The 24213-nt window shown below is 43.2% G+C and carries 22 protein-coding genes; 15 read left to right on the top strand and 7 right to left on the bottom strand.

Annotation, left to right across the window (positions count from 1 at the left end):
• The first annotated feature begins 131 nt into the window (after window positions 1-131).
• Window positions 132-1217, top strand: coding sequence for a M20/M25/M40 family metallo-hydrolase (locus tag U5K35_RS14030; protein WP_322572121.1), 1086 nt, complete (start codon window positions 132-134; stop codon window positions 1215-1217).
• A gap of 8 nt (window positions 1218-1225) precedes the next feature.
• On the opposite strand, the gene galE is transcribed toward U5K35_RS14030, so the two are convergent.
• From galE to U5K35_RS14015, 3 genes are read right to left on the bottom strand one after another with little or no spacing between them, the layout of a single operon-like run.
• Window positions 1226-2242 (bottom strand): UDP-glucose 4-epimerase GalE, encoded by a 1017-nt coding sequence (gene galE / locus U5K35_RS14025; protein WP_322572120.1) that lies wholly within the window; start codon window positions 2240-2242, stop codon window positions 1226-1228.
• A 24-nt stretch (window positions 2243-2266) separates the two neighbouring features.
• On the bottom strand, window positions 2267-2614 hold the full coding sequence (locus tag U5K35_RS14020) for a taurine dioxygenase (protein WP_322572119.1): 348 nt from the start codon (window positions 2612-2614) through the stop codon (window positions 2267-2269).
• Between the two features lie 3 nt (window positions 2615-2617).
• Window positions 2618-2986 (bottom strand): acyl-CoA thioesterase, encoded by a 369-nt coding sequence (locus U5K35_RS14015; protein WP_416221652.1) that lies wholly within the window; start codon window positions 2984-2986, stop codon window positions 2618-2620.
• A 484-nt stretch (window positions 2987-3470) separates the two neighbouring features.
• On the opposite strand from U5K35_RS14015, the gene U5K35_RS14010 reads away from it, so the two are divergent.
• The 6 genes from U5K35_RS14010 to recD all read left to right on the top strand — a co-directional run bounded on the left by U5K35_RS14010 (window position 3471) and on the right by recD (window position 13335).
• Complete coding sequence (locus U5K35_RS14010) at window positions 3471-4223, top strand: AAA family ATPase (protein WP_322572117.1); 753 nt, start codon at window positions 3471-3473, stop codon at window positions 4221-4223.
• Between the two features lie 5 nt (window positions 4224-4228).
• Complete coding sequence (locus U5K35_RS14005) at window positions 4229-4618, top strand: hypothetical protein (RefSeq protein ID WP_322572116.1); 390 nt, start codon at window positions 4229-4231, stop codon at window positions 4616-4618.
• A gap of 120 nt (window positions 4619-4738) precedes the next feature.
• Complete coding sequence (locus tag U5K35_RS14000) at window positions 4739-7894, top strand: exodeoxyribonuclease V subunit gamma (protein WP_322572115.1); 3156 nt, start codon at window positions 4739-4741, stop codon at window positions 7892-7894.
• Window positions 7894-9063 carry a UvrD-helicase domain-containing protein gene (locus U5K35_RS13995; protein WP_322572114.1) on the top strand — a complete coding sequence of 390 codons (1170 nt, stop codon included), beginning with the start codon at window positions 7894-7896 and terminating at the stop codon, window positions 9061-9063. The genes U5K35_RS14000 and U5K35_RS13995 overlap by 1 nt, the downstream gene beginning before the upstream one ends.
• On the top strand, window positions 9029-11509 hold the full coding sequence (locus tag U5K35_RS13990) for a UvrD-helicase domain-containing protein (RefSeq protein WP_322572113.1): 2481 nt from the start codon (window positions 9029-9031) through the stop codon (window positions 11507-11509). Before U5K35_RS13995 ends, U5K35_RS13990 begins: the two co-directional genes overlap by 35 nt.
• Entirely contained in the window at window positions 11509-13335 is a 1827-nt protein-coding gene (gene recD / locus U5K35_RS13985; RefSeq protein WP_322572112.1) for an exodeoxyribonuclease V subunit alpha, read from the top strand. Before U5K35_RS13990 ends, recD begins: the two co-directional genes overlap by 1 nt.
• Window positions 13336-13717: 382 nt before the next feature.
• On the opposite strand, the gene U5K35_RS13980 is transcribed toward recD, so the two are convergent.
• From U5K35_RS13980 to ppgK, 4 genes are all read right to left on the bottom strand, one after another.
• Window positions 13718-14842, bottom strand: a complete 1125-nt coding sequence (locus tag U5K35_RS13980) for an IS256 family transposase (protein ID WP_322572111.1) — start codon at window positions 14840-14842, stop codon at window positions 13718-13720.
• A gap of 316 nt (window positions 14843-15158) precedes the next feature.
• Window positions 15159-16133: a hypothetical protein gene (locus U5K35_RS13975; RefSeq protein WP_322572110.1), complete on the bottom strand. Its 975-nt coding sequence runs from the start codon at window positions 16131-16133 to the stop codon at window positions 15159-15161.
• Between the two features lie 146 nt (window positions 16134-16279).
• Window positions 16280-16450 carry a PLDc N-terminal domain-containing protein gene (locus U5K35_RS13970; RefSeq protein ID WP_322572109.1) on the bottom strand — a complete coding sequence of 57 codons (171 nt, stop codon included), beginning with the start codon at window positions 16448-16450 and terminating at the stop codon, window positions 16280-16282.
• A 282-nt stretch (window positions 16451-16732) separates the two neighbouring features.
• A complete protein-coding gene (ppgK, locus tag U5K35_RS13965) occupies window positions 16733-17458 on the bottom strand; it encodes a polyphosphate--glucose phosphotransferase (RefSeq protein WP_322572108.1) in 726 nt (241 codons plus the stop codon).
• Between the two features lie 273 nt (window positions 17459-17731).
• Here ppgK and U5K35_RS13960 point away from each other — a divergent pair, with 273 nt between their 5' ends.
• The 8 genes from U5K35_RS13960 to U5K35_RS13935 all read left to right on the top strand — a co-directional run bounded on the left by U5K35_RS13960 (window position 17732) and on the right by U5K35_RS13935 (window position 23276).
• Window positions 17732-18199, top strand: coding sequence for a hypothetical protein (locus tag U5K35_RS13960; protein WP_322572107.1), 468 nt, complete (start codon window positions 17732-17734; stop codon window positions 18197-18199).
• On the top strand, window positions 18196-18441 hold the full coding sequence (locus U5K35_RS13955; RefSeq protein WP_322572106.1) for a helix-turn-helix transcriptional regulator: 246 nt from the start codon (window positions 18196-18198) through the stop codon (window positions 18439-18441). Before U5K35_RS13960 ends, U5K35_RS13955 begins: the two co-directional genes overlap by 4 nt.
• Window positions 18353-18607: a helix-turn-helix domain-containing protein gene (locus U5K35_RS19805; protein WP_416221644.1), complete on the top strand. Its 255-nt coding sequence runs from the start codon at window positions 18353-18355 to the stop codon at window positions 18605-18607. The genes U5K35_RS13955 and U5K35_RS19805 overlap by 89 nt, the downstream gene beginning before the upstream one ends.
• A gap of 128 nt (window positions 18608-18735) precedes the next feature.
• Entirely contained in the window at window positions 18736-20127 is a 1392-nt protein-coding gene (locus tag U5K35_RS13950; protein WP_322572105.1) for an FAD-binding oxidoreductase, read from the top strand.
• Window positions 20128-20144: 17 nt separating this feature from the next.
• Complete coding sequence (locus tag U5K35_RS13945) at window positions 20145-20672, top strand: DUF4440 domain-containing protein (protein WP_322572104.1); 528 nt, start codon at window positions 20145-20147, stop codon at window positions 20670-20672.
• A gap of 295 nt (window positions 20673-20967) precedes the next feature.
• The gene (locus U5K35_RS13940) at window positions 20968-21684 is read left to right on the top strand and encodes a hypothetical protein (protein ID WP_322572103.1); all 717 of its coding nucleotides are present in this window, start codon (window positions 20968-20970) and stop codon (window positions 21682-21684) included.
• A 6-nt stretch (window positions 21685-21690) separates the two neighbouring features.
• Window positions 21691-21840 (top strand): helix-turn-helix domain-containing protein, encoded by a 150-nt coding sequence (locus U5K35_RS19800; RefSeq protein WP_416221651.1) that lies wholly within the window; start codon window positions 21691-21693, stop codon window positions 21838-21840.
• Window positions 21841-22340: 500 nt separating this feature from the next.
• The gene (locus U5K35_RS13935) at window positions 22341-23276 is read left to right on the top strand and encodes a hypothetical protein (RefSeq protein WP_322572102.1); all 936 of its coding nucleotides are present in this window, start codon (window positions 22341-22343) and stop codon (window positions 23274-23276) included.
• Window positions 23277-24213: the final 937 nt, after the last annotated feature.

Raw genomic sequence — 24213 nt, 5'->3', positions numbered from 1 at the left:
TCTTGGTGAATAATCCAGGTTAAGTTAAACAGAAATTCATTGAAACATGAATTGAAATCTTGCACTGAATAAAAGGCGACATCGTTTAAACCGTTGCTTATATTCAAACAAAAATAAATCGTAAATAATTAATGATGATGTTAGATAAAGAGTCACAAGCGTTTTTAGAAGAATTACTTATCACTCCGAGTCCTACCGGATATGAATCAAAGGGTCAAAAAGTATGGCGAGAATATGTAAAGAATTATTCAGATAAAGTAGAGAGCGATGCATATGGATCTGTAGTGGCCAAAATTGAGACAAATATGGATGTGGCCACCATTATGCTGGAAGCCCACGCGGATGAAATCGGAATGGTCGTTCAGCATATCTCTGATGATGGTTTTATCACGCTTAATAAACTGGGGGGAAGTGACTCCACAATTGCACGTGCAAAACGTGTATTTATACACAACAAGAAAGGTCGTGTATTAGGCGTAACCGGCAATAAGGCGATTCATTTACAGGATTCAAAAAACGGAGGCGGTAAACAGCCGGCCTGGAAGGATATTTATGTTGATATCGGAGCCGGCAGTAAAGAAGAGGCTCTGGAGCTGGTACAGGTTGGAGATCCGGTTACCTACACCGATGAAATAGAATATTTGAATGATGAGATTATAGCTGCCCGTGCACTGGATAACCGAATCGGTGGTTTTGTGATTGCACAGGTGATGAGACGTTTAAGAAAGAGAAAAAAGGAGTTAAAAGTAAATGTGATGGCACTCAACTCCGTACAGGAAGAGGTAGGCGGATTCGGAGCGCGTATGATGAGCTATCGTCATATGCCAGACGCCGCATTGGTGACCGATGTTACTCACGCTACGGATACACCGGGAATTAATAACAAGGAGCACGGCACTATTAAATTGGGAAAGGGGCCATCGGTTCAGCACGGAGGTGCAAACCATCCATCTGTTGTTTCACTTGTCGAGAAGGCCGCAAAAAAGGCGGAAATATCCATTCAGCATGAGGCAACGAGTGTACGCACGGGAACTGATACGGACAGTATTTTTTATCAGCGTACGGGAATTCCAAGTGCACTGATATCACTGCCTATCCGATACATGCACTCGCCGGTAGAAACGGCTTCGCTGAAAGATGTGGAGGCTTTGATTTCTCTTATGACAGAATCCATATTGGCTATGGAGCCTGATCAGACATTCTCAGTTTTTGAATAGCTGAGTTTTCAGGAATCGTACCCGTTCGGATTTTTTTGCTGCCAGTTCCAGGCATCGCGGCACATCATTTCGAGATTGCGCTCGGCTTTCCAGCCGAGTTCTTTCTCAGCTTTTGATGGATCAGCATAGCAGATAGCGGCATCACCGGCTCGTCGGGGAGCGATTTCATAGGGAATCTCGATAGAGTTGGCTTTTTCAAAAGCCTTTACAACATCCAAAACACTGGAGCCTTCACCGGTTCCAAGATTGTAGGTGACAACACCGGGATCGGTCTCTAATTTTTCCAAAGCTTTCAGATGACCGACAGCGAGATCAACAACGTGAATGTAATCTCTTACACCGGTTCCATCGTGAGTAGGGTAGTCATCACCAAAAACGCGAAGCTTGTCCAGTTTACCGACGGCAACCTGGGTTACAAATGGCATCAGGTTATTGGGTATTCCATTCGGATCCTCGCCAATTAGCCCGCTCTCGTGAGCCCCAACAGGGTTGAAGTATCGGAGAAGTGCAATATTCCACTCGTTATCAGACTGATAGAGATCCTTTAAAATATATTCTATGGTTAATTTTGTTCGGCCGTAGGGGTTTACCGATGTGACAGGACTGTCTTCCGGAATCGGAGATTTCTCAGGATCACCGTAAACGGTAGCGGATGAACTGAAAACAATATTTTCCACATCAAATTCCTGCATCACCTCACAAAGAGTAACCGTTCCGGAAATGTTATTTTTAAAATAGAGAAGAGGATTTTCTACCGATTCGCCAACAGCTTTCAAACCTGCAAAATGTATGACCGAATCGAAATCGTAATTGCTAAACAGCTTACGGAGTCCCTCTTTGTCGAGCAGATCCAATTCATGGAAATCTGCCTTTTTACCTGTCAGTTTCTCAACCCGATTCAATGACTCTGTTTTACTATTGGAGAGATTATCCATGACTACTACGTCATAATTGGCCTTTAGGAGTTCCAAAACGGTATGACTTCCAATAAATCCGGTACCTCCGGTAACAAGAACAGTCTTCATAAATAGCCTATATTTTCACTATAATTAAATGAGTTCGTTAAATTCAGCAATCACTCTTTCGCAATATGCATCCATCTTTTGGGTGAGATCGGCGAGCTCTTCTGTTGATTTGTTTTCTTCAAGGTATGTTTTAGATGTTTCATACATTTCAAGCAGCTGATCGAGATTAAGCATCATGGCTACCGGTTTGATCTTATGTCCGGCTCGACGAAGTTCGTCCATTTCCCTGGCCAGCAAAGACTCTTTAAAATGCTTCTTGAATTCGCCAAATGATTGAATGGATGCATTAGAGAACTCTTTTACATATCCATCGTCATCATAGAGCATGTCCCGAATTACTTGTACATCAACCAGATTTTTATTTTCAGCCATAAGTCAGTTTACGGGCTTTTTAAGGTTGTGAGGTGTGGGTCGTCCTTTTTCATCAAGATGGACAAACACTATTTTTTCTATTCGAATAATAGTTGCTTTGGTAAATTTATGCCGTACTTCACATTTAACAGTAATGGAAGACTTGCCAAAATTTACGGTTTCCATGCCAATTTCAATAATATCACCCAGCTTGGCAGAACTAACAAAATCTATTTCCGACATAAATTTTGTGGCAATATTGCTTTTGCCGAGCTGACATATAACATAAATGGCTGCTTCCTCGTCAATCCAGGCTAAAACACTTCCCCCAAAAAGAGTACCGTGCGCATTTAAATCTTGTGGTTTAATCAACTTTCGGCTGAAAAAACGCATTCCTTCGTGAATATCGGGCATTTGTAAAACTTTGATGATTTTAATTTATAAAACCAGCGAGAAGAACTATAGAGTGCATCAATTCTGCAAACCAGATTTTATGGGATAAATCGTGAGTTAATTTTTTCAATTTGTTCTCAACTAAGGTAAGAATAAAAATACTTTATAACGGATTGCATTAACGGACTCTCATTAATAACAAATCTGAAATATTGGATGTTATTGACTAAAAAATGAATGATTTAGATTAAAATACTGCTCATTCAAATTTAATATTTAGATAACAGTTAGATAATCTGAAATGTGGATATTTGTACAGTAACTCCAATACGTACTATCGACAATCAAATAACGGCAAAGAGGGTGCTCTGAACGGGTGCCCTTTTTCTTTTTTATTTATATTAAATAATATAAATTGTAACAAAATTTCGTTTTCTTACTCTTTCTATTAGAGAAAAATGCCAATGTTTCGATAAGACGTGCTATGAGAAAAATTGCTTTCACAAATCAGAAGGGAGGAGTGGGGAAAACCACAACTACCATTAATACAGGTGCCGGTCTCAGTAACCTGGGATATAAGGTATTATTAGTGGACATGGACCCCCAGGCTAACCTTACCTTTTCATTAAAGCTTCATTCCAACCGGATTGACAAAAATATCTATCATGTATTGAAAGATGGTGTTCCTGTTTCTGATGCGATTATAAAACATAACTCTTTTGATATACTTCCATCATCGATTGAGCTTTCAGGTGCCGAAATGGAGCTAGTAAATGTACCGGCCAGAGAAATGCTGCTCAAGGATGCACTGGATGAGGTTGATGACAAGTATGACTTTGTTCTGCTGGATTGCCCTCCAAACCTGGGTATTCTGACTTTAAATGCATTTACTGCTTCTGATGAACTGGTTATTGTGCTTCAGTCGGAATATTTGGCACTGCATGGATTATCAAAACTGATGGATGTGATTCAAATCGTTCAAAAACGATTAAATAAAAACTTAAAAGTTGAGGGGATTCTCTGTACTCTCTATGACAATCGTAAAAACCTTAATCGTGAGGTGGTTGGCCATATTAGGGATTATTTTGGATCAAAAGTATTTAATACCGTTATTAGAGATAACGTGGCATTAGCGGAAGCACCGAGTCATCATAAAACAATTTTTGAATATGACAGTGAAAGCAACGGTGCTAAGGACTATCAAATGCTTGCGAAAGAAATAAGAAACGGTCATTAGCAGTTATGGACATCACCAAAAAAAGTTTAGGCCATTTCCCCTTTGGCTCCAGAGAAATAGACGAATCTGAATACTCATTTATTCCTGATATGAATGGAGGTGAAAAGCGAAAACCTCTAAGAAGTGTAAAAAGTGATTTTACAGGTGAGTTCAATCTCAACAAAGAGCTTCAGAACTTGGGTGATAATCGCAGAAACGAGGAAGAGATATCACAACACCTTGTAGAAAGGGATGTTCCGGATCCTGTTGAAGAAGATCCGCCAAAGAAAAAAGTAGCCAGCTATTATCTTGAAGTTGATCTTATTGATCGACTGAAAATGTATGCCGAAAAAATAAATCGATCATACTCTGCTGTAGTAACAGACGCCATAGAAGAGTATATCGAAGGATATTAAACCCTGCCTGTCTTACTTAACTCACACATTATTTACTCTCTTTTTTTGACGGGTGACAGAACTTGTCACTGCTGATTCTTACATTGACGATGGTCATCAATCAGTCAACTCAGAGAGTTCATGATTTCATACTACAGCGGCAATCAGCTTACCGTACTTGCGGATCATTTATCCGACTGTTTGAAGAGTCAAACACCGGATGATCCATTCCAATCTCAAACCATTTTAGTTCCCAACCGGGATTCTGCAAAATGGCTGCAGCTACATCTCTCCGAAAAGATGGGAATTGCAGCGAATTACCGGTTTATGATGCCGGCAGAGTGGCACTGGAAACGAATACGGGAGATCTATCCAGATTTGCCAAAAGTTCTGCCATCCGATCCTGAACCGATGAAATGGACCCTGTTTAGTTTACTGACAGATCCCGGCGTACTGAAGAGATTTAGTCGTTTGTATAACTACATCTCTGAACAGAGCGATGAGATGAGAGAACCGGCAACACTGAAATTAAGCCGTCAGCTCGCTTCCGTGTATGATCAATATTTGATTTACCGGCCAGAGATGATTTTAAAATGGGATGCAGGAAATACCGGCTCAGGAGATGAAAAGTGGCAGGCTGAACTCTGGCAGCTATTGACAAAACGATGGGAAAACTCATTTGAAACACCGATCTGCTATCATAAAGCTAAACTTTTTGATATTGCTGAAAAAGAGTTTAAGCGCAAGGATTCAGTTTCTAAAACTCCTCTGTTTGTTTTCAACCCCGGTTTGATACCGGCGTCAATTGCCCGGTTTCTGAAGGTCTACTCCGAAAATCACCCGATACACCTATTTCAAAACAGGGTAACTGAGAGTATCAGCAGTGAGTACGACTGCTCTATTCTAAACTCACTGGCGGAAGAGACGGTGAGTATCGATTCAATCTACCAATCCATTGTGGATGATGAAGTTCAAGAATTCTGTGAGTTTGATTCTATCACACTTCTAAGCGAGGTTAAAAACCGGATTTCTAAAAACAGGTCAGATAAGAAGTATGAATTTGATGTGGATGACAAATCAATCCAGATACGGTCGTGTCACAGTCCGCTGAGGGAAATTGAGACTCTTCATCAATTTTTGCTTGAGCAGTTTGAGAGAGACCCGTCTCTGAAACCGGATGATGTTCTGGTCGTTACGCCGGACCTTGCTCCATACGAAAAGGTGATAGATGCCGTGTTTGGTGTGAAGGAGGAGGGACTACCTGCAATTCCATACAGAACTCCATCATCCGGCTTTCAACAATCTTTGCAGATAGTCAATACTTTTCTTGATTTCCTGCACCTGATCACGTCTCGTTTCGAGTTTAATGATGTATTCGACCTGTTTGAGACAAAACCGATCCTGGAGCGTTTTGAAATAGCTGAATCCGATGCATCCAGGATTAAAGAGTGGCTGGAGGATAACTACATCATCTGGGGTATTGATGAGGAGCACCGTAAAGAGTGGGGGCAGCCGGAGCAGAAGACACACACCTGGAAACGTGCCATGCAGAGAATCTGGGACGGAGATATCATAGGAAGTAACAGAGCCGAAGAGCTTGGTTTTGAACGCTATGAAGGCGTAAAGACAATTACCGACAGAGATCGCTGGGCAGCATTTAACAGGTATTTTAATTTTCTGAACGATTGCCGGCAGATTGCTAAACATCCCAAAATGGCAGGGCAGTGGTGTGATCTGTTAACGCGCTGGGCTTCAGAACTCTTCTCTGATGGCGTTATAAGCGATGGAGCGGGCAACACGCTGAAATCAGGTATTGAGTCGCTTAGAAGTCAATTTGAGGCTTCTTCTGTGGATGGAAAGATATCGTTTAAACTTATACGCTCAGAAATTGAAGCGGTACTGGAAAATAGAACAGGAAGGTCAGCCCGGTTCACCGATGGAGTTACATTCAGCAGCATGGTACCTGTTCGGGGGTTGCCCTTTAAGCTGATTGCGATGATTGGCCTGAATGAGGAAACTTTTCCCCGCAAGCAAAATGCACCTGATTTTGACCTTATGAATCAAAATCCGAGAGTGACGGAAAGAGACCGCAAAAAAGAGGACAAAGCGCTGTTTCTGGAATCAGTACTGGCTGCCGGTGAAATCCACTACTGCAGCTACATCGGCCAGAGCAAGGTGGATAACGAACATCTGCCACCTTCACCGATTGTGAGCGAATGGATCGATTACTTGAGCCGAATAACCGGAAAAAAACGGGAGAGCTGGGTGCAGTATGAGGCGATCTCCGGATTTTCACCCAATGCGTTCACCAACGGTAAAACCTACTCTGAAGCATATCACAGAGCAATGCAGGCAACCATATCCGATACTTCAGATCGCAAGGGTGGTATTCAGTTTCGAAAGCCTGTTGAAATAGAGGAAGCTCAGACCGATGTTGAGCTGAGTGATCTGATCCGGTTTTACACCAAACACCCCGATTGGTTTTTGCGAAACAGATTTGATGCCCGGCCGCGAGATCCGGAGGAAGATAGAGATGAATTTTCTCTGAGTGCCCTGGAAAAACATCAGCTTTTCAGGCAGATCTTTTCGTGGCGACTTTCGGGGATTGAACAGGAGCAAATTCAACCCGTAGTCCTGGAGTCGGGAGTAGTGCCGGCAGGCTGGGGCGGCAGAAAAGAACTGAATGAGTTGAGCAAGTCGGTTGATACAGCATTTGAGGTTCTGGATGAATTGAATATCAATCCTGAACTGACTTATATAGATCTCGATATTAAATTGAAAGACAACAGATTGACCGGATTAGTTGAGAACTATTCAAGTAAAGGGTTGGTGCAGATTAATCCATCATCCAAGCGGGGCGGGAATCTGTTCAAGGCGTGGCTGAATCACCTGGCTGTTCAGGCTTCAGGGTTGTTTGAGAACCCGGAGAGCCGTTTCATTATTGACCTGAAGAAAGGTGAGCCGGTGGTGATTACATTCAACCCGGTGGAGGATCCAAAACAGTTGCTTGGGGAACTGATGGATGAGTACAGGAAATTTTCTGTTAAACCGATGAAGTTCTTTCCGAATGTGATCTACGAATATTTGGATAAGAGTCCTGATAAAGACCCGGAAAAAGCTTTGTCGGCTGCCAGGACGAAATTTGAAGGCAGCCAGTTTTCACCGTTTGCTGAACGCGACAACCTTTCGGTTAAACTGCTATACGGCCCAAATGTGGAGTTCTCAGAAGAGTTGCTGGACGAAACCTACCTGAAATGGATGGAAACCATGAATGAGCATATGACGGAGGAGGGATAATGTCTAAGAAGCTTGAATCGATTTATGATCTGCAGTGGGACGCCCGCGCAATTATTGAGGCGAATGCGGGAACCGGGAAGACGTACACGATTGTGGGACTGTTTCTTCGTCTTCTGTTGGAAAAAGATCTGAAAGTGGATGAAATCCTGGTGGTGACCTTTACGAATAAAGCGGCATCAGAGCTTCGGGAGCGTATTCTGGAATCACTTCGAGAAGCCAAAATGCTGCTTAATGGCGAGACAGAGACTGAGGACGCATTTCTGAGTGAACTTCTCGAAAAGACGGATGACAGAGCAGAGGCGGTGAGAGTCATCAATCAAGCCATTTTAAACTTTGATGACAGTTTGATCTCAACCATTCACGGGTTCTGTCAGAAGGTGTTGAAAGAGGAGGCGCTGCTGGCAGGCTCATCATTTGATGCGGAGATCTCGCGGGAGGACACCCAGCTTGAAGAGGCTACCGAGGACTTCTGGAGGGAGTTTGTTGCAGAAAACAGTGACTCAGAAATCGGGCAGTACAAGCTGGAGATACTATACAGTTTCAAAAGGAAAACAGGGTATACTCCTGTTCATCCGGAGTCGCTGAAAGGATTTCTAAATGATCTTTTCAAGAAGCCTTATGCAGAAATCGAGGGCGAAGTGTTGGAGGATCTTGATGGCTATTTGGAAGATGTGATCAGCCTGAAGAAGAAGTTACTGGAGAGCTGGAATGAAAATAAAGACTTTATAAGAAAAGAATTTCTTGATAACGATCTCAGTCGGTTTAGTCAGTATGCTGAAGGAAGAATTCAAAAAATGGATGATTTTCTCAATGCATCGCTTTTTGAAAATGAAACAATTAAAGAGCTTAAATACTTCAAGTGGAGCTATGTTGACGATGATTCGAACTTGAAAAAGAAGGGAACGAAGAAACCTCAATATTGTGACTTTTTTGGATTGATCGATGAATATTCCGACTTGATTTCAGACATCGATAAAGTAAAAACCACGATTCTTCTTGAGTCTTACCAACGAATTAATGAGCGTCGAATAGAGCTTAAATCAGACATGGAGACATACAGTTACGATGATCTGTTAACAAAACTTCGAGATGCTTTGACGGTCAGCTCAAACGCAGATAGCCTGGCCCGCAAAGTTGAGGAAGCGTTACTCGGTTGCGCTGGTGGATGAGTTCCAGGATACCGACCCGATTCAGTACGAAATCTTCAGTAAAATCTATCCGGCCACTTCCGTCGATACCTCACTTTTGATGATCGGTGATCCCAAGCAGGCGATCTACACGTTTCGCGGGGCGGATGTCTATGCCTACCTGAAAGCGAAGGATGACCTGCAGGGTGAAGTCTACACGCTTCAGGATAACTACCGCAGCTCGGAAGGATTGATTGAGGGAGTAAATGCTCTCTTTGGATTCAGTGACGATCCGTTTCTGGACGAACAGATTGGCTACAATCGATCCGGGGTGGGACTGGATCACCTTAAGAGACAGTATTTAGTTAATGGTGATCCGGCGCCCGGAATTCATTTTACGGTTTACGAGCCACTTCAAACCAATAAAGACGATCTGCGAACCTACTCTGTCAATCAGTCGATACGAGAGATCTGTGAGATGCTGGAGGATAAATCACTGCAGATTTATGATGAAGATTCTAAAGAGATGAGGCGGGTCGAACCGGGGGATATTGCCATTCTGGTATCGAAGAACAGGGACGCCGAAAAGGTTAAGCGTGAGCTGAAAAAAGTAGGCCTGAGTGCGGTAACGTACTCTAGGGAAAAGGTATTGGAGTCATTCGAGGCGACAAGAATTAAACTGTTGATGGAGAGTATTTTAGATCCTATGAACAGCTCCAAGGCCGGGAATCTGTTGGTGTCCGGATTTTTCGGGTTTGATGGGGATCACTTGTACGGTTCCAAGGATGATGATGGGTTTATAACTCAGCTATTTGAGCTTCTGAATGAACTGAATGAGATCTGGTTCAAACAGGGTTTTTATGCCATGATGAGGCATCTTCTTTTTGAACAGGAATCTCTTCACCACTTTTCAACGCAGCCCGACTCAGAACGGGTTTTGACAAACCTGTTTCATCTTTCGGATATCTGCGCTAAAGCTGAGCAAGAGGACGCTTTAGCGATGAATGAGCTCTACCATTGGTTTGTGGATGAGATGAAACGAGCCGAGGATGATGATGAGAAGACGCAGCTGCTGGAGAGTGATCAAAAACTGATTAAGATCCTGACGGTTCACACCAGTAAGGGCCTTGAGTTTCCAATTGTGTTTTGTCCGTTTCTGTGGGAGGGTTCAAGAAAAGAGAAGGGCGACGAGTTCAATGAGTATCACGATGACAATAACCGACTGAAAATCAATGTTGATTTCAGAAAAGAGGCCAATGCTGATGTAGTTAAAAAGAGTATTCTGGAGTCGGTATCTGAGGAGGTTCGAAAAGCGTATGTAGCGATAACCCGTGCCAAATATCAGTGCCGCATTGTTTGGGGGAGTCATACGGAATCTCATATATCGGGTATGGGAGGAGTCATGCTTGGCAAGAAGTTTCTTGAAGAAGAACTTGACAATAAATTGGGAGATAATGATAAACAGGTCGAACCTACAATATTTATAGATAAGATTACTGCTCTTCAGGCAAAATATTCTGACTATGTTTCATTGAATAAAATATCGGAGTATCAGAAAAGAACGGAGAGTGTGAAACTGTCGGATGCAGTCGAAAACGTTCCCGCTTTTCAGCCCTACAGCGGACCGGAAGAGATTCATCCGGGAAGGCGTCTGGATAGTTTCTCGTCACTCAACTCACACGGAGGAGATGCCTCCCAGCCTGATTATGATCAGACCCTCGACAACTACGTCTCATTTCTTGAGAGCAGTTCCGAGCAGAAGAGAGTGCAGAATATATTTACATTTCCGAAAGGAGCGACGGCCGGTACAGCTATTCACAAACTGTTTGAACATGAGGATTTTGAATTTGCCACGGCCCATCAAACCAACCTGGTTCCGATTGCTGAGGAGGTATTGGAACAGTACAATTTTGGTAAGGAGTGGGCCGGTGTGCTGCAGAAGATGATGCGGGACGTAACCGGGGCAAAGATTGGGGATCTGGATTTGAGCAGCGTGGAAAGGAGCGATGAGATCCGGGAAATGGAATTTCATTTTCCATCTTCAGATCCGGATTTGAGTGAGATTATCAGCATCATCCGAAAAAATGCATCAACTGATATCAGTAAGAACAATATTCAAAATTATTTGACCGGTTTCATTGACCTTACGGTTCGTCAAAATGGTAAATACTACATATTGGACTATAAATCGAACTATTTGGGAGATCAGATTGAAGACTATCAACCTGACAAACTGAAAGAAGAAATTGAATCGGCAAATTATGACATGCAGTATCACATCTACACAGTGGCCCTGAAAAAGTATTTAACGGCGAGGATTCCGGATTTTGACTACGACCGCGATTTTGGCGGCGTGGCCTACCTGTTTGTACGGGGAATGCGAGCGGGAGTAGAAAACGGAGTTTGGAGCGTGAAGCCGAAAAAGGAGGTCATCGACCGGCTTGAAAAATATCTGACTTCCTCTGCGAAAAGCCTGGAGGTGAAGTAATGAATCTATCAAAAACACTATTTGACTGGTATAGCAGCGGAAAAACGGAAGGCTGGATTGAGCTTTATGAACAGGAGCTGATACGATATTTAGAATCAAAATACGGTAAGCTCACCGATGCGGAGAGGCTGATTGCGGTTTTTACCTCACTGTTTTTGAAAGCGGGGCATGTGAGTCTGCCGATCGATCAATCGCCGAAAGAGTGGGCCGGACACTTGGATCTGGACAATCCGTCTGCATCACAGCTTCAGGAACTTCCATTGGTTCGAACTGAGTTGGAATCAAACCGGCTCATAGGCAAAGGAGATGAGGAGAAGCCGTTTATTTTGCACGGAGATCGAATCAGCATTCGCAGATTTTTTATGTACGAGAAGCAGATTGCTGATTGGATTACCGGCAGGAGTGAAGCAACTTCGGATCTGCATACGGATTTACCGCTCAACTATTTCCAGTCCCTTTTTGAAGGAGAGACCGAATCACCCAACTGGCAGAAGGTAGCCGTGGCGATGTCGCTGATTAAACCCTTTTTGATTATATCGGGCGGTCCTGGAACCGGAAAGACGACAACGGTAGCCAAAATTCTGGCGATGCAGATGATGAGCAGTGAAGAACCGCTTCGGATCGCACTTGCAGCGCCAACCGGAAAGGCGGCCGGAAGAATGGCGGAGTCGCTTTACAGGGAAATCGAGCGCCTCAATGTTCCGGAGGAGAAGATATCACAACTGCCCAAAGATGCGGCTACTCTTCACCGGCTGCTCTATGGATTGGATAGAGGCGGACTGCTGCCCGATCCTGAAAAGAAAAAGTTGCGATATGATCTGATCATAGTGGATGAAGCCTCTATGATCGATCTGAATTTGATGTACAGGTTGATTTCGCATGTTGGAAAAAATACCCGGTTGATTCTGCTGGGAGATAAAGATCAGCTGGCATCGGTTGAGGCGGGTTCGGTGTTTGCTGATCTCTGCCAGAAGCCTGAAAACGGGTTTATGATTGAGACAGCAGGAAAAATCAGACGAATTCTACCTGAAGCTGATCTGCCGGTGAAGGAGCAATCTGTTTTAAGCGATTCGGTTCTCTATCTGACGAAAAGCTACCGGTTTGATGCGGACAGCGGAATTGGAAAACTGGCAGCTACAGTGAAAAAGGGAACGGCAACAGCTGATGAAATAGCGGCAGTGATGGATCAGAGTTCCGATCTTGCCCATGAAGCGTTTGATTTCAGCCGGGACAGATTGAAAGGTCTGGCCGAAGCAGTTGCCGGACAGGTTAGAAAGGTGAGTCAGATGAGCGATGAAAAAGAGCTGCTGGAGTTCTGGAAACGGTCGGCATGGCTGACGGTGCTTCGGCGCGGACCGGAAGGGAGCCGGGAGCTGAATCGCTTGGTGGAGAAAATGTTGGTTTTGGAGCGTACGGTTCAGCCCGAGAACGGCTGGTATCATGGTCGCCCAATAATAATCACACGAAATAGCTACTCGCTGGGTGTATTTAACGGCGATCTGGGAGTCTGTGTCAGGGAATCGGATGGAAAGATGAGTGTGTATGTGGAATCAGGCTCTGAGATCAAAAAACTGCAGCCAAATCGCTTGACTGATTTCGCACCGGCTTATTTTCTAACGGTTCACAAAAGCCAGGGATCTGAATTCGATCATGTGAATCTGTTATTGCCAAAACGGGACACCCCCATTTTAACCCGCGAGCTGCTCTACACGGCTATCACGAGAGCTCGAAACAGTTTCCATCTGCACGGTGATTTAGAGCTGTTTGCGACAGGTATTCAAAGAGAAACGATAAGATATACCGGTTTGAAGGAGTTGGTTGGGTAAGATATAGTCCCCCTTTGAAGGGGGAAATCCCGTTTACGGGATAAGGGGGATGATAGAAAGGTTCTGTAGAATAGATCTTGAGATTGTTCGACTGCGTTCGTTGCGGAGTATTTCGGGAATTTGTTGAACTCACCCCCTCGGCCCCCTCTCTGTTCTCTCCGTTCACAAAGAGGGGGAGTGTATGAAATCAATTGTTTAATGTAACCAGACCTGTAGGATCTGAATGTTATTAGCTCTCCCGATAAAATCCATCGGGACCGCTGTCTGATAAATCACTGTCTAAAAATGGTACATGTTCCATAGGAACATAATATGGGTAGATCTCAAATTGTATCGCAAATGAGCCGCCGAATAGAGAGATTGGTTTGAAGCTCCGGATTAATTAGAGGCGGTCGGTCTCATGAGTTTTTCTGTGTGTAATCCCGAGGGACTTCATAAGGGTGATCACTGAATCTTCATCAGGCATGGAGTTTCGGACCTTAAGTACCCGCCTAAAGTCCTTGTTTAACCGTTCAATCCAGTTGGTGGTGTAGATCATGTTTCTGATCCGGTAATCATAGCTCAAATAACTAAAACATGCCCTGTACAGCGGGTCTTTCTTTAACCTGGAGAATCGCCGATACTTGCCCTGCCACTTCTGGCACATCGCCTGCCAACGCTGCCAGCCTTGCTGCGGAGAATCCTCTTTGTCATCTGTGGCGAATACCTCGCGCAGATCCTCAGCCAACACAGGCTTATCTTCGCTTCTCACCCGGGCCAACAAACGGCGTTTTACATGCGTCACACAGCGTTGAAAGTCAGCCTGGCCGTACACCCTGGCTACAGCGTCCTCCAGCCCGGATAGCCCATCGGCAACGATTAATCCAATCGAAGACAAGCCCCTGTCGCGCAATTCTTCCAGTAACATGTTCCAGCCGGTAGCACTCTCTGTGGGTTGGTGGGAGATCGCCAGTACTTCTCGCGTGCCGTCTTCTTTAACGGCCAGAACCACGTAGAAGGCCTCCTTTTGCACACTGTCACGGCGAACGTTCACCCACAAGGCATCGATAAAGACGACCGGATAGCGAGCCTCCAATGGGCGATTGTTCCAGGCGGCTACATCGTTGCGCATCCACTGGATCATCCGCCCGACCTGCGAGGAGCTGTAGTGGCGACCATACAGTCGCTCAAATACCTCCCCTACCTGCGCCTGAGAGAGTCCCTGCCCGTACAGAGCGCTAACCAGCTTGTCGGTCTCGGCCTGCTGGCTGCGCAACAGGGCTAACACTTTCGGGTAGAACTCCCCGTTGCGATCACGGGGAATACGAAGCTCAAGGAGCTTACCGTGACCGTAGACGCGCCCCGGCCGGTACCCGTTGGCTTTGTTGCCATCGGCATCCTCCAGATGCAGACTACGCTCATTGGCCATCATGGCATTGAGCGTGATCTCGAGCACATCATTGAGCCCGTTTTCCTGCTTGAGGTGGTTGGCAATTAAATCTTTGAGTTGTACTTTAGAAATAATCATGGTCTTCTTGTGATTTGGGTTTATGTTGGTTTAGACGCTGCTAAACCTACACAAGAAGACTTTTTTATTCTACTCTACAGACACACTACCACAATGAAATTGTGAAAATCAAACCAGATATCTTCGTATGACGATTCGCGCAGTTTCTCTCTAAGCTCAGAATGGCAGGGACAGTTTTTAAATTCCGGCGTATCATGATTGTAAAGATGCGGAATTAGAATTTACGCCGGTTTATGAGGTTTACTTTGAGCCTCAGTTTGATTCTTATTTATCACAAGGATTTAGGAATTTGCATTGAAGAAGGAAACTCTTTGGGTTAAGGTGTCCAGCGGGCGATTACTCTCCTGTGTTTACTGTGGCTGGTACAGGCGTATAAATTTCCTGAGGGATCCCACTCCATGCTGTAGATCGATGCGCCTAAAAATTTTGCATCAGAGGTTTCATCAGAATATAGGTTTATTAAATAACCACTTGTAGGTGCTGAAAAACCCATCAATCCACGTTCACTGATCCGATAGGCGAGTCTTTTCCCATCCGGTGATAGAGAGTAATCCATTTCCCACTGGTTGTCATTCAGGTTCCAGATACTGATGGTGTTCCCCAAAAGTCCCTTTGGACGATGAGTTGCTAGCCGGCGTCCATCATTGGCATAGATTATAATCTGCTTTTCAGACGGTCTTTCAACTCTTATATCCGGCTTTACAGGTTCAGACCGATCTGCACAGGTTATCTCATTACTCTCTCGTAATACAAAAGGCTTTCTTGTCAAATCCACACTGTAGTGGTAGCGTGTCCCTTGCCTTGATGGTGTAGAGATCCGTGCCTGTGGTGATCCGCTATCTTCAACCTGACCGTCACTCTGTTGATTTTCGGATACGCTTTTCCAGTCGACCGTTGTAAAATTGAGTGTTTTGTTATCCGAACTGAAGCAGCCCAATCCGTCAGGCCCAAAGCCCTCTGCAAGTTTTCTCTGAACATCCGTGTCAGGCTCCATGAAATACTTTTGATCGTTTTCGAGATCGATTAAATAAGTTTCCCTTTGGTGAGATGCTTTATTAGCCTCCGGATCAGAATGTTTGGAAGTATCACCCATAAACTGAAGCCAGCGTCCGTCAGATGATATTGAAAATTCGCACCAGGGGCCATTGGGAATAGCTATGATTTCTCCACCGGAATTTTCCGGATTAGAAGTTAATGTGCAGCCTGAGGAGAAAATCAGCATCAGTATTAATGAAATGAAAAATCCGTTTCGGCATTGAATCGGATATTCATTTAATAATTTTACCGGCATTATTACAGAGTCTGAAAATGAATGATGTAATGGTCGGGCTCACCGGTTTCAATAATATTTTATGAAAGATGATCCTTAGCATACAAGATCGGCTCACTTGTGAAAAACGGCTACATCTCAGTGTAACCAATAGACCGAATCATTTATTACGCCTTTTTTACAAAATAGTAAACAATAGCAGTCAGAATATTAAAGAAGAGGGCAGCTACTGTCCATAAGACTTTTTCTCCGGTTCCCATGCCAGGCTGTTTAGACCAAACTTCAACAATGACATAGATTGCACAGATTAGACCGACTATATAAGCTAAAATTTCCATTTTTTACTCAGTTAGTTTGTGTTTGGATATGCTAATCTAGCAATAAGTTAGAGCTTTGCAAATTATTCAGTTAGCCAACTACTGAAGGTATTTTCAGAAGAAATAGGTTTACTTATTAAATGTGAACCATGAGAATCATTTAAGCACTCGGGTTTGCAGTATAAAAACAGGGAAAAAATCTACAAAACCTTTTATTGTAACAGATCAAGGTTGATTTTACAACTACAGGATTTTGATATTTAAAGAAAGATAGCAGCTATAGATTACTTTGTTTGGCTTGAATTAACAGCCAGCGCGGAACCAATAATTCCTGCATGGTTGACGGCTTTCAGCCGGTACTACCGTCGATTCTACATTAATATAAGACTCGAATTCGTTGAATTTCTTGCTTACGCCACCGCCAATAATGATAAGATCGGGCCAAAGGAGTGATTCGATGAGCTGAAGATATTCATTCACCCGTCTACCCCATGTCTTCCAACACAGCCCTTCATTCTCCCGGATGGAATTTGCGGCATAATCCTCAGCCACCATGCCATTCAATGGGATGTGCCCCAACTCTGTATTCGGCACCAATTGCTGATTGTGAAAAACAGCCGTCCCGATTCCGGTTCCGAAGGCTGCCATAAATATCGTTCCGTAACGGTCTTTTCCGGCACCGAATTCTGCCTCTGCAATGCCTGCGGCATCCACATCATTTACAAGATGAGTAGGGCAGCCTGTTTTCTTTTCTATTCTGGCTGAGGCATTTATTCCGATCCATGAATGGTCGATGTTTGAAGCTGTTTTAACGATCTCATTTTTTACCGCGGCCGGAAAACCGCAGCCTACAGGCCCATGCCAGTCAAAATTATTAATGATAGCCTCAATGGTTTCGATAACCGCATCAGGTGTAGCCGGCTTTGGTGTAGGAATACGATATCGTTCTGTGATGAGCTCACCTTTCACGGTATCTACAATTGCGCCTTTAATACCTGATCCGCCAACATCGATTCCTAATATTTCCATAGCTGATAATAGTAAAGAAGATTATAAATGAGAAGTCCTGTCAAATTATGCAAATCGCAGGTGCCAATTTAATAATGTAAAGCAGAGCGTCAAGAGTGCTAACGTTTTAATGCATCACCTTTTTAAAGCCAAGTATGAGAGTATGGCAGTTCATAAACTTTGAAATTAAATTTCGATTATTCATTTTGTTATAAATATTTCAAATAAATGTAATTGTAAATTTACAATGCACTGAATCGTTTGATATTTCTTTCGCAACTTATTGAGTAGAATATGGATCTGTATGATTTACAAATAAAGAATCCAAAACTCTTTCCGCAGTTTTCTGTAAAGGACACGCTGGTTTTACACTACAATTGTCCCCAGCGGGATGAAATCGTGCAGCTCTACTCCAAGTATACCCAGGTACTTTTTACTTTAAGTGGGAAAAGGGTTCAAAAACATGGTGATCAAATATGGGTACACAGTCCCGGAAAAGGAGGACTGTTAAAAAAATGTGCTTTTTTACAGGAACTGCCACCTGATTATAGTGGGTGGAACACCTTGGCATTTTACGCGAAAGATGATTACCTCCGTTCTGTATTTGACGAGTTCAGATCGCATCTGTCCCTGACTGATTTACCTGAACCGAACAAGGAGATGGTCGAGATGTTTGAGATTGACGAGCAAATCAGGAGTTGTTATGAAAGCTTTCTCCCCTATTTTGGTACTGATAAATCAGCTGCCGGAGAGCCTCCTTGAAAATAAGTTCAAAGAGTTACTTTTTAATATTTTCTCCCATCCCGAAAACAAACACATCCTGTGCATATATCCTGAAAATCGTAGATCGCCATCAGACCCCGATATGGGAAGTGATGGAAGAGAACTACATGTACGATTTAAAGATCGAAGATTTTGCCAATCTTGCGAATCGAAGCTTGTCTACCTTTAAGCGAGACTTTAAAAAACACTATCAAACTATCTCCCGGAAAATGGCTTACTGAGAGAAGGCTGAAAAGAGCTAAAGCATTTTTAGAAACTACGGATAAATCGATTAGCCAGGTCGCCTTCGATTGCGGCTTTAGTAATTTATCGCACTTCAGCAGATCGTATAAGGCCGAATACGGCATGTCTCCATCTGCATATCGGAGAGATTGGGCTGATAAGTAAAGTTTCTGAACGTTTAAGAAAAGTTCAGAGCCTGTCTAATGAGTACATTCGGTTACATTGATGATGATACCTTGGTATGGTCATGAATTTTAACACCTTTCACGTATTTAATTAAAAACCGGAGCCACATGCTGGAGAAAAAAACAATCACAGAGTTCAATAATACCCTCCTTGGAGATATAATAACACCTGAAGACAAAAACTACGATCAAGAACGGCAGGTTTGGAATGGACTCATTGACAAATATCCGGAACTGATCGTCAAGTGCAGGGGAACATCCGATGTGATTCACGCCGTGAACTTTGCACGGGAAAATAATCTGCAAGTATCCATTCGCGGCGGCGGCCATAATGTGGCAGGACTGGCTATGGTTGACGATGGACTTGTCATTGACCTTTCGGATATGCGGGGAGTATACGTAGATACGGACTCAAAAACGGCTATTGTAGAGGGAGGAGCAACCTGGGCCGATGTTGACCGGGAAACTCAGCTTTATGGGCTGGCAGCTCCCGGCGGAGTTGTTTCTACCACGGGTGTTGCGGGCCTCACGCTTGGCGGCGGGCTGGGAAGGCTTCGGAAAAAACACGGACTCAGTTGTGATAACCTTCGCTCTGTTCGGATTGTGACCGCAGAAGGAAACGTTTTGACAGCGAACAAACATGAAAATGAAGATCTCTTCTGGGCAGTACGGGGCGGTGGCGGAAACTTTGGGGTTGTCACAAGCTTCGAATTTAATCTCCATGAAGTGGGGCCTCAAGTCATGTTTTGTTTGCCCATGTATCCGATTGAAATGGCCGAAAAAGTCCTATCGGTTTGGCGGGATTTTATGGTTTCTTCACCTGACGAAGTAAGCTCAGAGGCCTTGCTTTGGTCTATACCTGATGTTGAGGATTTCCCGGAAGAAGCACGGGGCAAGAGTATTGTAGGCATCCCGGCAATGTACTCCGGTGATCCGGATGAAGGGCAACGGGTGCTCCAGCCCCTCAGGGAGATCGGTGAACCGGTTGTTGATATGAGCGGACAATATCCTTTTGCAGTGGTACAAACGATGTTCGATTGGGTATTTCCAAAAAACGAGCGCAATTACTATTTCAAGTCAACGGATCTCAGCTCACTTGATGATGACGTGATAAAAGCGATCATTTCAAAGGGAAAAGAGCGTCCCGTGCCTTCCATGCTCATGGCGATCTGGCATTACGGGGGAGAAATGAACAGGATTCCTGCGGAAGATACAGCTTTCGGCAGCCGTGATACGTCATTTCTGCTGAGTGTTGATTCCATTTGGGACGACCCCGCCGACTCGGAAAAAGTGATCGCATGGTCGCGCAATGTTCTGGATGAGATGAAACCCTATTCCGGGAACTGGTATGTATCCCAATTTCCCGGTTTCGGGGAGGAAGGAAACGAGTTGGTGCAATCCGCTTACGGTAAAAATTACGAACGCCTTGCAAAAATAAAGGCCAAATACGATCCGGATAATTTTTTCAGTGTGAATTTGAATATTAAGCCGGCCGATTAATTCAAAAATTTATAATTATGAAGGGATTTATCTTTTTAGCTGTTTTCCTGATGCTTGGTTGTAGTCAACAATCCAAAGAATTATCTATCGATGAAATTGAACAAATAAAAAACGAGATCATTACACGGTCCGAAAAGCATGCTTCTGATTTGGAAAACATGGACTATGAATCCGTAATGACGTTCTATTCGAAGGATCTCATCATGTTTGGAGATGGGTATTATTGGGGAGATTACTTAACAGCTGATGGAGTCTGGAAAGATATTTTAGGAGAAGATGGCTGGGAGGAAATGTTGAAATGGGATCTGCAGAACCACAAAATTCATGTGCATTCAAGAGACGCAGCATCCTATTTGGTTGAGTTCGACCATGAGCATTTAGTGGAAAACGGGGATACCATTCGAAGTTCAGGTTCCTTCACGTACGGAATGCAGAAATTTGATGGGGAATGGAAAGCTGTAACCGCTCATGTAACACATATTCCTGTCAGAACAGATGATGAAAAATGGTGGTCTAAGTACTCGCCTTCAAACAGGTCCAAATAGAAAATGAAGACATACAACTACAACTAAAATCTACTGCCACTCAGTATCCAAAAACTCACCTTTTCGTAGCTACTTATATCTTAGAATCAGAGAGTAAACCATTTAAAACAAGAGCACTTCTTTAAAACCTGTTTTAAAATACCTCTCAACATCATCATTGAGGTTACTTTAGCGTATAAACTTTGAAATGATTCTCGAATTCTCCATTTTATTTTAACTCTTCCGAATAGAGGAGTTCGCAGGAAGATGTTTTGATAATCAGTTGGTGCTATGCCAACCTTCACGCGCCCATATCATGGATCTTTATGAAGCACAAATATCGAATCCGGAACTGTTTCAGCAATTTTCGCTGAAAGACACCCTGTTTCTGCATTACACCTGTCCGCAGCAGGAAAGGCTGATGCAGCTCTATTCCAAATATATCCAGTTCGATTTTACGTTAAGCGGGAATCGGATTATTAACCAGGGAAGTAACAGACATGTGGCCAACCCGGATCAGGGCTTAATTGTTAAAAAATGTGCTTTTGTACAGGAATTACCATCCGTCTCTGAGGGATGGGATGTGCTCATATTCTATCTGAAAGACGACTATCTTCGATCTTTGTTTGAGGAATTCAGGCCGCATTTATCGCTGGAAGATTTGCCGAAACCGAATAAAGTCATGATTGAACCCTTTTCGATAAATGAGCATATCAAAAATAGCTACAAAAGTTTTATACCCTACATCATTGAAAAAAAAACATTACCCGATAACGTCCTGGAAAATAAATTCAAGGAATTGCTATTTAATGTCTTTTCCCACCCTGAAAACAAACACCTGCTGGCGTATATCCTGAGAACGGCAGAAAACTTTCAGACTCCCATCTGGGAAGTGATGGAAGCGAATTACTTTTACGATTTAAATATTCAGGATTTTGCAAAAATTGCCAATCGGAGCTTATCTACCTTTAAGAGAGACTTTAAAAAACACTATCAAACATCGCCCGGAAAATGGCTTACGAGAGGCGCTTAAAAAGAGCTGAAAGTATGCTCGCAAACCGGGAACAAAACAATTAGCCAGATCGCATTCGATTGCGGCTTTAACAACTTATCGCACTTCAGTAGAACGTATAAGGCCGAATATGGCATGTCCCCATCTGAATACCGGAGAGATTGGGCTGATATGTAAAGTTTCTGGGCTTTTAAGAAAAGTTCAAAGCCTGTCTAATGACTACATTCGGTTAGCTGACATAACTTAATCGTATTCATCTGTCTTATTAGTAATGGAAATTAATCCATACTAATGGATTCTGTTATTCATAAAATAGGCGGCTTGATACGACATATTATATCTGTTGATCAATAACTTTAATTAGAAAATTAATCCCAAAAACCATGAAAAATATAATCATTTTACTAACCTGTATTTGTATGGCCCTCTTGATTTCCTGCAATGAGATGATGGACTTGAATCTCACACGCAAAATAAAGATTCAAATTTGGGTAAGCTTAAAAATTATTCCAACCAGGTGATTTTGGACTGGAACAATATCGCAGTCGAAGCTATGGGAGGGCCTACCTATCCTAATGCACTGATGAGTTCCCGCATTCATGCTATGATGCACATTGCCATGCATCGATGCGCTAAATGCTATATCACCGCAATATGAATCCTATGTATATGAAGGAATGAAGCCCGCTGCCGATCCGATTGCAGCCGTAGCAGCGGCTGCTCATGCAGTACTGCTCGATCAGCTACCTGATCAAGAAGTGCTGCTGAACGATCGACTGGCAGAAACACTGGAACCAGTTAAAGGCAATATGAGAAAAACATTTGGATTAGAACTGGGGAAAACTGCAGCGGAGGCCATTCTTGCTTTAAGGGAGGGTGATGGTGCTTATCAAGATCCTATTGGATCTGTAGATTTCTCCACTGAACCGGGTGTATACCAGGCAGTGCCTCCCCTTGAATTTGTATTTGCTGAATTTTGGAAAGACCTACCGCCTTTTGCATTAAACAATCCGGATCAGTTTAGAATACCACCTTTTCCTGCACTTGCCAGCCAGCATTATGCTGATGATTTTGAAGAGGTGAAAATGATTGGAGAGCTGAATAGTACCGATCGGACAGTTGATCAATCATTCTCTGCAAAATTTTGGTATGAATTTTCTGAATTGGGTTGGAATAAAATAGCCAGGGTTGTAGCTGAGGATAAAAATCTTGATCTGGTGACTACAGCCCGGCTTTTTGCACTGCTTAATATAGCTACAGCAGATTCTTATATTGCCGGATTTGATTCCAATATTATTACAACTTCTGGAGACCCTACACCGCTATTCGTGCAGAGAATCAAGGAAATTCTACGACAGTGGGCGACTCCGATTGGGAACCAGCTGAAGTTACTCCTCCCGTACCGGATTATCCATCCACTCATGCTGCATTGGGTAATGCCGCAGCGACTGTACTTGCACATGTGCTTGGAGACGATACTGAATTTACATTCTTTTCTTCCACTGCCGTTCCGATGGATCAGTCGCGAAGTTTTAACAGCTTCAGCCAGGCTGCGAATGAAAATGCACAACTCGAGGATTTGGGGAGAGTCTTCATTTTCGTTTTGCCTGTGATTTAGGCCGGGTTTGGGAGATGAAGTGGCCTTATGGGTACTTTCTCTCAACTTCAACCTAAAAAATAAAGCCTTCAATTAATGTTTATACATATAAAAAGTAAAAGAAAAACCGGCTGGTCCGGTTTTTCTTTTAAAACTTATTATTAACTCTCATAACCAACAAACATGGGATCATATTGCTTAAGCTGCGATTGCAGTGATACGGCCAAAGTATGCTACAGACCGGGATCAAAACAATTAGTCAGGTCGCCTTTGATTGCGGCTTTAGCAATTTATTGCACATCAGCGGAACGTTTAAGGCCGAATACGACGTGTCCCATTGAATATCGGAAGAAGATTGGGCTGATGAAGTAAAGTTTCTGGGCTTCTGAGAAAAGACTGAATCACGGGAATCTACTATGTTGCATTCAGACAGATAACAAGTCAATAGGATTCCTGCCGGAGGTCAATGAGGTTGATTTCCATATATGTTCCCCATCTGAAGTTATCAGATAGATTGATTATTAGTGTAGAGAAGAAGTATCTCAAACCAGGTTTAATAGGAATGTCAATATCAACTCTTAAATATATAATCATGATTAAAACTCTCCAAGTACCAGTGAAACTACCAAGATAATTCAGGTGGTTTGAAAATCGTATCCATAAGGATGGAATTTACTAGGAAGCAATGGGGTGACTATAATTTTATTGCCAAGTTATTTATTTCCCATTCCCATAAGAAACAGGTGAGAGTAAGTAATGAAAAGCGTTTAAATTAAAAAGAAAGAAGATTCGAAAAAATGAACCAAAATATTTAGGGTATACTATGTCAAGATCATTGTTAAATCTACCGATCAACATCCCGCGGAGACATATTGCTGCCAGCCCGGATATGGTGGATGAAAAGTTTTGCAATAAACTTTTTCAGTTCACCTATCGATCATCAATGGCTATCT

This window comes from Rhodohalobacter sp., assembly GCF_034521535.1.
In the GTDB taxonomy this organism is placed as follows: Bacteria; Bacteroidota; Rhodothermia; order Balneolales; family Balneolaceae; genus Rhodohalobacter.
Note: the sequence above shows the minus strand (reverse complement) of the source record. Positions and strands in the feature narration are given on the sequence as shown.